Below are 12,899 nucleotides of genomic sequence, written 5' to 3' on the forward strand. Positions count from 1 at the left end.
CTCAGTCCAGCAGCGCGACGACGGCGCGCTCGATCCGCCGCGGGTACGGTGGCGCGGCGTCGGCGCCGAGCCCGGCCACCACGGCGGGAGCGAGCACCGAGCCCTCGTGGAAGAGGTCGATCACCCGCGGGTGGATGTAGGAGGACCGGGCGATCGAGCGCGTGTTGCCGAGGCGCTCGGCGACCTCGTCGACCACCTGCAGGACCTGGGTCCGGCGCCGCCGCGCGGTCCCGGCCCGCTCCACCAGGGCCAGCAGCAACCCGGCCTGAACGGTCGCGTGCCAGGTGCGGAAGTCCTTCGCGGTGAAGTCCGGGCCGATCGCCGTGGCCAGGTAGTCGTTGACGTCGTCCGCGGTCAGGTTGTGCCACCGGCGGCCGTCCCGGAACGCGAGCAGCTCGGTGCGCAGCGACCGGCGCCGGGCGAGGGTCCGCACCACCTGGGCGGCCAGCCGGTCGGTGACCTCGATCTCGGCGAGCTCGCCGGCCTTGGCCGGGAAGACGAAGCTCATCGTGTCGCCCGAGACGCGGACCTGGTCCGGGCCCAGCGAGGCCAGGCCGAGGCTGCCGTACCGCTGCTTGTACGACTCCGAACCGACCCGGAACAGGCCGCGGTCGAGCAGCCGGAAGGCCGCGGCCAGCGCCTTCTCCCGCGGCAGCCCGGTCGCCTTGAGGTCGCGGACGGCGCGCCGCCGCGCGGCCGGCAGCCGGTCGGCGAGGCCGAGGACCCGGTCGAACTTCGCCTCGTCCTGCCGCCGGCGCCAGTCCGGGTGGTAGAGGTACTGGGACCGGCCCACGCTGTCCGTACCCACGGCTTGGAGGTGGCCGTTCGGGTCCGGGCAGATCCAGACGTCGGTCCAGGCCGGCGGGATCGCCAGCGCCCGGCAGCGCCGGAGCTCCTCGTCGGCCAGCGCCGAACCGGCCTCGTCGAGATAGCTGAAACCGCGGCCCCTGCGGCGCCGCCGCCAGCCCCGGGTCCGGTCGGTCACCCGGCGCAGGCGGGTCATCCGAAACCGTCCTCAGGAAATCCCCGATCCGGTCGTACCGGCCTGCCATTCTGGGTACCTTGCTGGCGGTCGAGCCGGTCTCGGCCGCCGATCAGCCTGTCCCGAGCGAATGGAGGTCGCATGACCCGTACGGAGTTCCACGTCGTGCCCGACCGGGGCGCGTGGGTGATCGAACACGCCGGCCGAGCCCTCGGCCGGCACGGCAGCAGGGAGGCCGCCGTCGTCGCGGCCAACGACCGGGCCCGCCGGGTCCAGCCGTCGCGGGTCATGGTCCACGACGAGGACGGCCGGGTCTTCGACCAGGCCCGGCCGGACGCGCCGCTCCCGGCCCGGAGTTGATCATCGCCCGTCGAGTTCCGGGTGCGGCTCGGTGAAGACGCAGAACTCGTTGCCTTCCGGGTCGGCCAGCACGATGAAGCTCTCCGATCCGGTCTGACCGACGTCGCAGTGCCGGGCGCCGAGTTCCAGCAGCCGGGCCACCTCGGCCTCCGGGTCCGCTGCGCCGAAGTCGAGGTGCAGCCGGTTCTTGGTCCGCTTCGGGTCGTGCGTCGGCTGCAGCCAGACCGAGGGCCCGGAGCCGCCGTCCGGCGGATGCAGGTGGATCGATTCGGTACGGGCCGGCTCGGTCGGATAGCCGAGCGCGGCGGACCAGAACTCGGCCTCGCGCTCGACGTCGTCGACGTCGAGGGTCCACTGGGCAACGGCGATCGGCATCGGGGGCCACCTTCCGGTCGGGGCAACGGACGAACTGTTCCTCTGCAGTTCCCTGCCGCGCCGTCGATCAAACCGTGCGTCGGACCGGGTTGACCTGCTCCGGTTCCGGGTACGGGATCGGCGAGTGAGCGATCGAGGAGGGGTCATGACCATCGGGAACTGGGACGCGTGGAACTTCCGGTCCGAGCCGGGTGAGGCGTGGCCGTTGATGGCCAAGCTGATCGGCTTCCGGGTGCACGCCACCGACGGCGAGATCGGCAAGATCACCGACGCGTCGACCGAGGAGAACGCCAGTTGGATCGTCGTGGACACCGGGCCGTGGATCTTCGGCCATCAGGTGGTGTTGCCGGCCGGCACGATCCAGCGGGTGGACTGGGAACGCGAGTCGGTCGGGGTCGACCTGAGCAAGGACGATGTGGCCCAGGCGCCGCCGCCGGAGACCGAGTTCGCCTCCGTCCAGGACGAGGAGTACCGGGGCCAGCTCGGCACCTACTACGGCACCGTCGTCACCGCGCACTGACCCGAGGAGGATCGATGGAGCAGGGCAGCGTGTGGTCGGCGACGGCCGATCTGCCGCGGCATCCGCCGCTCACCGCCGATCTCGAGGTGGACGTGGCAGTCGTCGGCGGCGGCCTGGTCGGGCTGACCACCGCCCTGCTGGCCTGTCGCGACGGCGCCCGGGTCGCGGTCCTGGAGGCGGCCGGGATCGGCGCCGGCACCAGCGGCCGGACCACCGGCAAGGTGACCGCGCAGCACGGGCTGATCTACGCCGACCTGGCTGAACGGCACGGCGTGGAGGTGGCCCGCGGCTACGCCGAGGCGAACCAGGCCGGGCTGGCCGAGGTCGCCGAGCTGGCCGCTGAGCTTCCGGTCGACTGCGAGACGGCGCGGCTGCCCGCCTTCGTCTACGCCGTCCGTCGGGAGGGCCGCGACCGGATCGAGGCCGAGGTGGCAGCCGCGCGGCGGGCCGGGCTGCCGGCGACCCGGACCGACGACGTGCCGCTCCCGTTCCCGGTCGAGGCGGCGGTGCGGTTCGATGATCAACTTCTGCTGCATCCGGGCCGCTACCTGGCCGGGCTGGCCCGGGCGGTGTCGGCGGCCGGCGGGATGATCTTCGACGGGACCCGGATCGGCGACGTCGACGAGCGCGGGAACGGGATGGTGCGGCTCACCGCGGAGTCCGGGGTACGGGTGCACGCGGACCGGGCCGTGCTCGCCACGCTGCTGCCGCCCGGCGTCATCGGCGGCTACTTCGCCCGGACCCGGCCGACGAGGTCGTACGCCCTCGCGGTGACGTTGCGCGGTCCGGCGCCCGCGGCGATGACGATCTCGGTGGACGCTGCCCCGACCCGGTCGTTGCGGCCGTGGCGGACGGACGGCCTGATCGTGGTCGGGAACGATCATGAACCGGGAGCGGAGACCGACACCGAGGCCGGCTATCGCGACCTCGAGGAGTGGGTCCGGTCGGCCTTCGACGTCGTGGCGGTGGAGCATCGCTGGGCGGCCCAGGACTACCGCACCCCGGACCGGCTGCCCTACGTCGGCCGGACGCCCTTCAACAGCAGGATCCTGACCGCGACCGGCTTCGCCAAGTGGGGCCTCAGCGGCGGCACCGCGGCCGCCCTGCAGTTGGCCGATCTGATCGCCGGGCGGCCGGACCGCCCGTGGCAGTCGATCTTCGACGCCACCCGGATCGGCGACGCCGCCTCGGTCGGCACGTTGATCAAGGACAACCTCTCGGTCGGCACCGAGTTCGTCGGCGGCCGGTTCGGCGAGGCAGGCGAGGCGTCCGGCCTGGCCCCGGGCCAGGGCGGCCTGATCCTGCTCGACGGCCATCGCCGGGGCGGCTACCGCGATCATGGCGGCACCTTGCACGCCGTCACGCCGACGTGCACCCATCTCGGTTGCCCGCTGCACTGGAACCAGGCCGACACCAGCTGGGACTGTCGCTGCCACGGCTCCCGCTTCGACGTCGACGGAGCGGTCCTGGACGGGCCGGCGGTCGAGCCGCTGGCCCGGCACGAGCCGCCGGAATGATCATGAACCGGACCGCAGGTCCAGCTCCCGGAGCGGCGTCCCGCCGTCGATGAGGAGGCGGCCGTGCGGCGCCAGCGCGGCGGCGAGCCGGGCCCGGGCGGCCACACCGGCGACCGGGTGCCGGCCGTCCAGGGCGCCGACCCGGACCGCGAAGGCGAGGTCGTACGGGGGCTCGCCGGGCTCCAGTTCGAAGTCCTCGACCGCGACCTGGCGGAGCCGGAGCACCCCGGCCGCGACGAGGTCCGCCGCTCCGGCGCGGGCCTGCTCGATCGCCTTCGCGGAACGGTCGATCATGAGGATCGTCCCGCCGCCGGTGAGCCGTTCGGCGACCGCACGAGCGGCGGCGCCCGGGCCGCCGCCGATCTCCAGGACCCGGAGGCCCGGGGTGAGCGGGAGGGCGTCGACGATCTGCCGCAGCCGCGGTGAGAGCTCTGCCATGGGAATGATCCTTTCCGTCGTTCGGGGTCTCGTCCGGTAGGACCGCTCCGGGGCACGCGAATCGTCGCTGCTCAGCGGGCAGTTCCGATCACGTCTGCCAATGGGGATCCTCGAGCAGCCCAATGAATCTTCCAGTCGCTGGGCGGATCGGGACGACCGATTGACTGGCAACATCCGACGACCTAGCGTCGAACGGACGGCGCGGTTCCTGCCGTCACCAGGGGCCCAACCGTGAGGGTGATCATGACCGGCACAATGACTGCCGCCGAACTGGACCATTTCGAGACCGAGGGGTTTCTGCTCAAGCGGGGACTGCTCGACCCGGATGCTGATCTTGCACCGGTGCTGAACGAGTACGCGGGAGTCCTGGACGGCCTGGCCGAGCGGCTGCACGCCGAGGGCGTGATCAGCTCGACGTACGCCGAGCTGCCGTTCGCGGACCGGGTGAACGCCGTGTTCGCCGAGAGCGGCCGGGACCACACGCAGCACTTCGACTTCTCGCTGCCGCAGGGCGGGACCAAGCCGGACACCCCGCTCTGGGTCGGGCCGGCGGTGTTCGCGCTGCTGCGCAACGAGGCCATCCTCGACGTGATCGAGTCGATCATCGGGCCGGAGATCTGGTCGAACCCGGTGCAGCACGTACGGCTCAAGGTGCCGGAGCAGCTGATGCCGCCGGACCCGGAGACCGGCCGACCGAAGAACGTCGCCACCCCATGGCACCAGGACAACGGCGTGATCACCGAGGACGCCGATGAGACCGACCTGGTCACCGTCTGGCTGCCGCTCGGCGACACCGACCCGGCCAACGGCTGCCTGATGGTGAAGCCGCGCCGGCATCGGGAGGGAGTGCTGCCGCACTGCCCGGGCAACTCGCCGATGGGTGTCCGGCGCGGCGGCGTGGGCGGCCTGGCGATCCCGGGGATCCACCTGGGCGGCGAGACGGTCGACCTGCCGATGGCGGCCGGCGACGTGCTGTTCATGCACCGGCGCACCCCGCACGCGGCGCACCGCAACACCAGTGATCATCTGCGGTGGAGCTTCGACCTGCGCTACCAGCCGATCGGGCAGCCGTCCGGTCGTGACGCGTACCCGGGTTTCGTGGCCCGCAGCGCCGCCGATCCGGGGGCCGAACTGCGCGATCCGCAGGCCTGGGCCGATTCCTGGTACGAGGCACGGGCCGCCTCCGCGGTCCCCTCGGAGCGTCGGTTCAACCGGTGGGACCCGGACGCCGCCGCCTGCGCCTGAACCCAGTGGGCCGGATTCATCGAATGAATTCTTGACCGGTGCGCGAGCCCGTACCTACTCTGTAACAGAATTTGCGCGAATCAGTGCAAATCTGAACAGGGGAGGGTTCATGCAGCGTCGTACGTTCCTTGCCGCCTGCGGAGTCGTCGTGGGCACCGCCGGATCGGTGATCACCGGCACCGCCCAGGCCGCCGAATCGATCCGGGTGGAGAGCCTGGACGCGCTCCGCCGGGCGATCGCCGAGGCCCGGCCGGGCTCGGTCATCGTCCTGGCCGACGGCAGCTACCAGGTCCCGCCGGGGGAGCCGATCCCGATCACCGGCCGGCACGGGACCGAGCGGGCGCCGATCATGATCAAGGCGGCGTCGGTCGGCGGGGTGGAGCTGACCGGCGTGCAGAGCTTCGAGCTCGGCGACTCCTCGCACCTGGTGATCAGCGGCTTCGTGTTCCGGCAGTCGACGACCCTCGAGGTGCCGGCCGACTGCCACCACGTCCGGCTGTCCCGGAACTCCTTCCGGCTGGCCGATCTCGAGGGTCTGCACTGGGTGATGATCCGCGGTGATCACTCGGTGGTCGACCGCAACTCCTTCGCCGGCAAGTCGACGCTCGGGATCTTCCTCGGCGTCGAGGGCGGCGCTGGGCCGGACGTGATGGCCCAGGGCGTCAAGATCACCAGGAATCACTTCACCGACCACACGTTTGCCGGCAGCAACGGCGGCGAGCCGATCCGGCTCGGCCTCAGCGGGCGGGCACTGGGCGACGCCGGTGCGCTGGTGGAGTCGAACCTGTTCGAGCGGGTCGACGGCGATCCGGAGGCCATCTCGGTCAAGTCGTCCGGCAACCTGATCCGGCACAACACGATCCGGGACTCGCTGGGCGGCATCGTGCTCCGGCACGGCAACGGCAACCGGGTCGACGCGAATCACCTGCTGGGCGGCCGGAACGGGATCCGGATCTACGGCGATGATCACCTGGTGATCAACAACTACCTGCACGGGATCGCCGGCTCCGGAATCGTGCTCGGCAGTGGCAGCGTCCGTGATCATCTGCCGGGGGAGTCGCCGGAGTCGCGGCGGGGCAACGACGCTCCGGACCGGGTCACCCTCGTGCACAACACGGTGATCGACTGCGGCACCGGGATCAGCGGGGAGTCGCACCGCACGTTACCGCCGCTGGACTGCGTGCTGGCCGACAACATCCTGGTCGGCGCGGCCGGCCGGCTGACCGACCTGCCGTTCCAGGACGGTACCGCCTGGGCCGGGAATCTCTTCTGGGGTGCCGCCGCGGACGGTACGGCGCCTGCCGCCGGGTTCCGCCGGCTCGATCCACGGCTGGCCGCCGGGCCGGACAGCGTGCACCGGCTGACGCAGGGGAGCCCGGCGATCGGTGCGGCCTCGCGGCGGCACCCCGGTGTCGACCATGATCTTGACGGCGACGAACGGGGCCGGCTGCGCGACGTCGGTGCCGACGAGTACGCGACCGGGCGACCGCGGTTCCGGCCGCTGACCGCCGCCGACGTGGGACCGCTGTCCCGATGAGTGGCGTCGACGAGGTCGTCCGGGCCCAGCTCGACCGGCTCCGGCTCGACCTCGTCGTGGCCAGCCGGCTCACCCGGGTGCCGCGCTCCTGGACTCGGCCGAGCCAGCCGGATCCGTACAGCCGGCTCTATCTGATCTTGTCCGGGGAGGGGCGGCTGCGGGTCGGCGACACGGAGTTGTCGCCCGGTCCGGGTGACCTGGTCTATCTGCCGGCCGACCGGCCGGTGGCGTACGGGACGATCAGCGACGACACCTACCTCAAGCACTGGCTGCACTTCTCCGCCCTGATCGGCGACAGCGATCTCGGCGAGGTGCTCGACCTGCCGTACGTGGTGCCGAGCCTCGATCCGGAGGCCGCCGCCGGACTCTTCGAGCGGGTGGCGGCGATCGACCGGGATCCGCCGGGGCTGGCCACGCCGCTGCGTCTGCGGGCCGCGCTGTCGGAGCTGTTCGGCCACTTCCTGGAGAGCGCCCCGCCGGGTTCGGTACGGCTCGCCGGCGGACCCGAGGCGGCGGGCGCCGGAGCGTTCCGGCGAGTCGTCCGCTTCGTCGGCGGTGCGCTCGGCGAGTCGCTGACCCTGGACCGGCTGGCGGCCGAGGCCGGGCTGGCCCCGGCCGAGTTCGCCCGCCGGTTCAAGATCGAATTCGGCCTGTCCCCGAAGCAGTACGTGAAGCGGGCCCGGATCGAACACGCCCAGCGGGAGCTCGTCGACACCGACCGGCCGATCGAGGAGATCGCCGCCGACGTCGGGATGGACCAGTCCTACTTCAGCCGCGCCTTCCGCCAGGTCAGTTCGATCACCCCGAGCGACTACCGGCGGCTCTACCGACCATGATCATGATGGTTCCCTGAGCCTGCCGAAGGGCCAGATCCGACGGGCCGTTCGACAAGCTCACGCAGCGTTGGGGCTCGGCGGCTCGACGTACCGGCGCCGGGCCGGATTCGCGAGCCACGGCGGCGGTGCGGGCGCGGTCGGCTCGTACACGTTCGTGCCGGCCGGGACGATCTCGTCGATCCGGTCCAGGGCGGCCTCGTCGAGCCGGGCCGGCGCATCCAGGATCGAGGTGAGTTGATCTTCGGTACGCGGACCGAGCAGCACCGTGCTGACCGCCCGATGGCTGAGCGGGAAGGCGGCCGCGAGGGCGGGCAGGCTGCTGCCCAGGTCGTCGGCGACCTTGATCAACTCCTCGACGGCGTCGAGCTTCCGCGCGGTCACCGGATCGGCCGGATCGAACCACTCGGGCCGCAGCCTGGCCCGGGCGCCCTGCTCGCTCGCCGTGTCGTCGCGCCGGTAGCGGCCGGTGAGGAAGCCCCAGGCGAGCGGGCTCCAGGTGAGCACGCCCAGACCCTGCCGCTCGGCGACGACCAGCACGTCCCGTTCGATCCCGCGGGCCAGCAGGTTGTACGGCGGCTGCTCGGTCCGGAACGGCCGCAGCCCGTGCCGGTCGGCGATCCGCTGCGCTTCGACGAGCTCGAAGGCGGGGTAGACCGAACACCCGAAGACGCCGATCTTGCCGGCCTGCTGCAGGTCGGTCAGGGTGGCCAGGGTCTCGGTCAGGTCGGTGTCCCAGTCCGGCCGGTGGACCTGATAGAGGTCCAGATGGTCGGTGTCCAGCCGGCGCAGGCTGGCCTCGACGGCTCGGGTCAGGTAGCGGCGCGAGTTCCCGCTCCGGTTCGGCCCCTCCTCGAGCGCGAAGTGGCCCTTGGTCGCCAGCACGACCTCGTGGCGATGGCCCTTCAGCGCCTTGCCGACGATCTCCTCGGACTCGCCGGTCGAGTACATGTCGGCGGTGTCGATCAGGTTGACGCCCCGGTCCAGCGCGGCGTGCAGGATCCGGGCACAGGCCTCGTGATCAGGATTGCCGGCCGAGCCGAACATCATCGTGCCGAGGGCGTACTCGGAGACCTCGAGGCCGGTCCGGCCCAGCTTGCGATAGCGCATGATCACGAGCGTAGGTCTGCAAGGGAATTTGCGCAAATGTCCTTGCTAAGGTGGAGCGATGCGAGACGGTTCACCCGGTGACGTGCGGCAGGTCCACGACGCGCGGGCGCTGGCGGCGCTCGGCCACCCGGACCGCTGGCGGATCATCGATCGGCTGGCCGTGTCCGGCACGGCGACGACCGGCGAACTCGCCGCCGCCCTCGAGCTGGCCACCGGCAGCATCTCGCACCATCTGAAGGTGCTCGGCGAGGCCGGGCTGGTCGAGCGGGCACCGGACGGCGACGACCGCCGGCAGCGGACGTGGCGACTGGTCAGCCGCGGCCTGCGCTGGAGTCCCGCCCAGTTCCGGGACAGTGCCGCGGAGGCGGCCGCGACCGCCGCGGATGGTGCCCTGCTGGCCCGCCAGTTCGAGAGCGCCCGGGCCTTCCTGGCCTCGGCCGAGGAACCCTGGGACGAGGCGGCGTACGGCAGCCATGTCTGGCTCCGGCTCACCCCGGCCGAGCTGGCCGAGTTCGGCGCCGAACTGGACGAGCTGCTGCTGCGCTGGCGCCGGCGCGACGTCCCGGACGACGGCGCCGACCGGAACACCGTCCTCGCCTTCGCCCGCGCCTTCCCCTCTGAGCCCTGATCCCCCAAAAAACCTCCGCCGACCGGTCACAAAAGCAGGCGTTTGGGCGGCGTGTCGCTGCAGTAGTGACCGGTCGATGGCTCGGGTCCGGTGGGGTGTGGGGTGGGGAGTCGGGACCCGCCCGGTGCGGGGATCTTCGCGTCAGGTCAGCGTGGCTGTCGCGGCTTGTACGGCGCGGAGCTCCTCGCGGGTCAGGGCTGCCAACTCCGCGGTCTCGCCGGCGGTCACCCAGCGGGCGTACGCACGCCTGAAGGCGAGCATGCCGATCTCGGCGGCCAGGCTGGCGGCCGGATCGGGAACGCCGCGCCGGTGCAGGGCCTCGGTGAGGACGGCAGCCAGGCCGACGTGCTTGAGCGTGTCGCGTTCCTGGAGCTCGGCGCTGGCGGCGATCGCGGCCTGCACCTTCGGTCCCAGCTCCCGACGCTCCGGGGTGAAGGCGGCCGTGGCTGCGTCGAGCGCGGCCAGGACGGCTTCCAGCGGAGTCGCGGAGTCCGGCGCGGCGGCGGCGCCCTCGGCGAGCAGGGTGGCCAGCGTGTCCTGGCCGGCGACGAGCAGCTCGCGCTTGTCCGGGAAGTGCCGGAAGAAGGTGCTCTTGGTCAGCCCGGCGCGTTCGGCGATCTGGGCCACCGTCGTCGCGTCGTAGCCCTGCTCGCCGAACAGATCGAGGGCTGCACGTACCAAGCGCTCGCGCGCGTCCGGTTCCCATCTGGCCACGGCCCCATCATAGTGACGGGACTCTTGTCTCATCACTTTGCTACAGTGATGGGACAAGAGTCTTATCACTTGCGCGAGAGGAAGAGATCATGCGCATCTTCGTCACCGGGGCGACCGGGTGGATCGGGTCTGCCGTCGTCCCGGAGTTGATCAAGGCCGGCCACGAAGTGACCGGGCTGGCTCGTTCCGATACATCTGTATCGGCGCTGCGCGCGGCCGGCGCCGAGGCCCTGCGTGGCGACCTGGCCGACCCCGCTGCCCTGGCCGCCGGGGCCGCGGCCGCGGACGGCGTCATCCACCTGGCCTTCGACCATTCGGACTTCGGCGCCGGGTTCGCCGAGGCGATCCGGCAGGAGGCGCGGACCGTCGAGGTGTTCGGCGAGGCGCTGGTCGGGACCGGGAAGGCGCTGGTGGTGGCCTCCGGCACTCCGGCGCTGCCGGGTCAGGTCTCGACCGAGGCCGACTGGCAGGCCGGCCCCGGCCGTGTCGAGGGCCGGGACCTGGCGGCCCGGGCCGCCGTCGCGCTGGCCGAGCGGGACGTCCGGACCGCGGTGGTCCGGCTGCCGCGGTCGGTGCACGGCACGGGGGACCGCGGCTTCGTCGCGCACCTGATCACGGTCGCCCGGGCCAAGGGCCGCTCGGGCTTCCTCGGCGACGGGGACAACCGGTGGCCGGCGGTCCATGTGACCGACGCCGCGCGGCTGTTCCGACTGGCCGTCGAGGGCGCGCCAGCGGGCTCGGTGCTGCACGCGGTCGGTGACGAAGGGGTACGGCTGCGCGACCTGGCCGCCGTGATCGGGCGGCACCTCGAGCTGCCGGTCGGCCCGCTGCAGCCGGCCGACTACGGTCCGCTGGGCCTGATCTTCCAGCTCGACCAGCCGTCCTCAGCGGTACGGACCCGGGAACGGCTGGGCTGGACGCCGACCGGCCCGGGGCTGCTCAACGATGTCGATCAAGGCCACTACTTCGCGGCCGCGCACCTCACCTCGAGCTGACGGTCGTCCCGTCGGTCAGGGCCAGCAGCGCTCGCCGGCGATCCAGGTCTCGGCGACCCGTACCTCCGGAAGTTCGTCGGCCGGCGCGGTGAAGATGTCGCGATCGAGCACGACGAAGTCGCCGGCCGAGCCGGGCTCGAGGACGCCGACCGGACCAAGATCAGCGAGCTGCCGGGCCCGCCCGGTGTAGAGCAGCAGGGCCTGCGGCACGGTGACGGCCTCGGGCTGTCCGATGTCGGTGCCGTCGTGGGCGAGCCGCCGGACCGCCGCGGCGACCGAGCAGAACACGTCGTCGGCGTCGTCCCAGGCCGTGGCCGGGCGGTCCGAGGTGAGGGCCAGCGGGAGGCCGGAGTCGTAGAGCGCCCGGATCGGGTACGCGACGCGAGCCTGGTCCGGTCCGAGGTTGCTCCGGTAGGCCGAGGTCTCGGCGAACAGGAAGATCGTGTGGGTCGCGATGCCGAAGCCGACCCGAGCGCGGACGAGGCGTTCGACCAGCCCCGGCGCGACCAGGGTCGCATGCTCGATCCGTACCGAAGGGACGCCGTCCAGCCAGGGCTCGTCGTCGCCGAGCAGGTCCACGACCCGGTTCAGGGCCCGGTCGCCCATCGCGTGGATCGCGAGTTGGACCCGGTTGCGGCGGGCCCAGTCGGCCGCCTGCCGCAGTTCGTCGTCGCCGATGCTGCGGAGCCCGTGCTCGCAGGAGTCCGGGTACGGGTCCTCGACCCAGGCCGTCCGGTTCGAGAAGGCCCCGTCGGCGAACACCTTGACGCCGGCGATCTTGATCGGACCGGTCCGGTCGTCCTCGGTCAGGTCGGCGAGTCCGGGCTGCCAGCCGGGGTAGAGCGCGACCCGGGGCCGGAAGCCGAGTTCGCGGGCGGCCCGGAAGGCCGGCAGCGGATCGGGTACGAAGCTGGACAGCAGATCGCAGACGCCGGTCAGGCCGTGGGAGAGGAAGTGCTCGTCCAGGTCGGCCAGCCGCCGGGCGATCGTCGCGGCGTCCGGTTCCGGGATCCGGTCGGCGACGGCGTCGACCGCGGCGATCTCGGTCAGCACGCCGGTCGGGTTGCCGTCGGCGTCCCGTTCGAAACGGGCGCCGGACGGATCGGCGGTCGCCGCCGTGATGCCCGCGAGTTCGAGGGCGCGGGTGTTGCACGAGGCGGAGTGGCCGTCGCAGCGCCGGACCAGCACCGGCTGGGTCGTCGACACGGTGTCCAAATCGGCCGCAGTCGGGGCCCGGCCCTCCGGGAAGCGGGCGTCGTCGAAGCCGGTGCCGAGGATCCAGGCATCCGGCCCGGCTCCGTACGACGGATGGTCGCGGAGCCGGTCCAGCAGCGCGGCGAGCGACGTCACCCGGGGCGGCAGGCAGTCGATCGCGTCGGCCTGGGCCGCCATCACGGCCGGATGCGTGTGGACGTCGAGCAGGCCGGGCAGGACCGTCCGACCACCGAGATCGGTCGCGGCCCGATCGGCGACCTCGGCCTGGTCGCCGACCCAGCTCACCCGGCCGCCCTCGATCCGGAACGCGGTGGCGAAGTCGTCCTCGGCGCGTCCCGTGAAGACCTTCGCGTTGCGGAACAGCCCGTCGCTCATCGGTTCTCCCGGCCGTGCCACGGCTCGATGATCATGAATCCGCCCGTTGATCATG

Annotated in this window: 14 protein-coding genes; 8 read left to right on the plus strand and 6 right to left on the minus strand. The window is 72.3% G+C overall.

All coding sequences use genetic code 11. The annotated features are described in order from the left end of the window. Position 1: 1 nt before the first annotated feature. Positions 2–1,003, minus strand: coding sequence for a DNA topoisomerase IB (locus tag AC6CCG_RS16160; RefSeq protein ID WP_496655614.1), 1,002 nt, complete (start codon positions 1,001–1,003; stop codon positions 2–4). A 120-nt stretch (positions 1,004–1,123) separates the two neighbouring features. Here AC6CCG_RS16160 and AC6CCG_RS16165 point away from each other — a divergent pair, with 120 nt between their 5' ends. Further along, positions 1,124–1,342, plus strand: coding sequence for a DUF2188 domain-containing protein (locus tag AC6CCG_RS16165; RefSeq protein WP_496655615.1), 219 nt, complete (start codon positions 1,124–1,126; stop codon positions 1,340–1,342). Here AC6CCG_RS16165 and AC6CCG_RS16170 read toward each other — a convergent pair whose 3' ends face one another. Next, the gene (locus AC6CCG_RS16170) at positions 1,343–1,717 is read right to left on the minus strand and encodes a VOC family protein (protein ID WP_496655616.1); all 375 of its coding nucleotides are present in this window, start codon (positions 1,715–1,717) and stop codon (positions 1,343–1,345) included. A 145-nt stretch (positions 1,718–1,862) separates the two neighbouring features. Here AC6CCG_RS16170 and AC6CCG_RS16175 point away from each other — a divergent pair, with 145 nt between their 5' ends. Then, complete coding sequence (locus AC6CCG_RS16175) at positions 1,863–2,237, plus strand: PRC-barrel domain containing protein (protein WP_496655617.1); 375 nt, start codon at positions 1,863–1,865, stop codon at positions 2,235–2,237. 14 nt (positions 2,238–2,251) lie between these two features. After that, entirely contained in the window at positions 2,252–3,754 is a 1,503-nt protein-coding gene (locus AC6CCG_RS16180; RefSeq protein WP_496655618.1) for an FAD-dependent oxidoreductase, read from the plus strand. Here the strand turns inward: AC6CCG_RS16180 and AC6CCG_RS16185 are convergent, their stop codons facing one another. Then, a complete protein-coding gene (locus tag AC6CCG_RS16185) occupies positions 3,755–4,192 on the minus strand; it encodes a methyltransferase (protein ID WP_496655619.1) in 438 nt (145 codons plus the stop codon). Positions 4,193–4,435: 243 nt separating this feature from the next. Between AC6CCG_RS16185 and AC6CCG_RS16190 the strand changes: the two genes are divergently transcribed. The 3 genes from AC6CCG_RS16190 (at position 4,436) to AC6CCG_RS16200 (ending at position 7,810) form a co-directional block, all read left to right on the plus strand. After that, entirely contained in the window at positions 4,436–5,437 is a 1,002-nt protein-coding gene (locus tag AC6CCG_RS16190; protein WP_496655620.1) for a phytanoyl-CoA dioxygenase family protein, read from the plus strand. Between the two features lie 109 nt (positions 5,438–5,546). Further along, on the plus strand, positions 5,547–6,974 hold the full coding sequence (locus AC6CCG_RS16195; protein WP_496655621.1) for a polysaccharide lyase 6 family protein: 1,428 nt from the start codon (positions 5,547–5,549) through the stop codon (positions 6,972–6,974). Next, positions 6,971–7,810: a helix-turn-helix transcriptional regulator gene (locus AC6CCG_RS16200; RefSeq protein WP_496655622.1), complete on the plus strand. Its 840-nt coding sequence runs from the start codon at positions 6,971–6,973 to the stop codon at positions 7,808–7,810. The genes AC6CCG_RS16195 and AC6CCG_RS16200 overlap by 4 nt, the downstream gene beginning before the upstream one ends. Positions 7,811–7,867: 57 nt before the next feature. Here AC6CCG_RS16200 and AC6CCG_RS16205 read toward each other — a convergent pair whose 3' ends face one another. Next, positions 7,868–8,917 (minus strand): aldo/keto reductase, encoded by a 1,050-nt coding sequence (locus AC6CCG_RS16205; RefSeq protein ID WP_496655623.1) that lies wholly within the window; start codon positions 8,915–8,917, stop codon positions 7,868–7,870. Between the two features lie 58 nt (positions 8,918–8,975). On the opposite strand from AC6CCG_RS16205, the gene AC6CCG_RS16210 reads away from it, so the two are divergent. Then, complete coding sequence (locus AC6CCG_RS16210; protein WP_496655624.1) at positions 8,976–9,545, plus strand: ArsR/SmtB family transcription factor; 570 nt, start codon at positions 8,976–8,978, stop codon at positions 9,543–9,545. 141 nt (positions 9,546–9,686) lie between these two features. On the opposite strand, the gene AC6CCG_RS16215 is transcribed toward AC6CCG_RS16210, so the two are convergent. After that, on the minus strand, positions 9,687–10,259 hold the full coding sequence (locus tag AC6CCG_RS16215) for a TetR/AcrR family transcriptional regulator (RefSeq protein ID WP_496655625.1): 573 nt from the start codon (positions 10,257–10,259) through the stop codon (positions 9,687–9,689). Between the two features lie 89 nt (positions 10,260–10,348). Between AC6CCG_RS16215 and AC6CCG_RS16220 the strand changes: the two genes are divergently transcribed. After that, positions 10,349–11,254 carry an SDR family oxidoreductase gene (locus AC6CCG_RS16220; RefSeq protein WP_496655626.1) on the plus strand — a complete coding sequence of 302 codons (906 nt, stop codon included), beginning with the start codon at positions 10,349–10,351 and terminating at the stop codon, positions 11,252–11,254. 15 nt (positions 11,255–11,269) lie between these two features. Here AC6CCG_RS16220 and AC6CCG_RS16225 read toward each other — a convergent pair whose 3' ends face one another. Beyond that, a complete protein-coding gene (locus AC6CCG_RS16225) occupies positions 11,270–12,898 on the minus strand; it encodes an amidohydrolase (RefSeq protein WP_496655627.1) in 1,629 nt (542 codons plus the stop codon). Between the last annotated feature and the right edge of the window lies 1 nt (position 12,899).

The organism is Microlunatus sp. YIM B11417 (assembly GCF_059617205.1).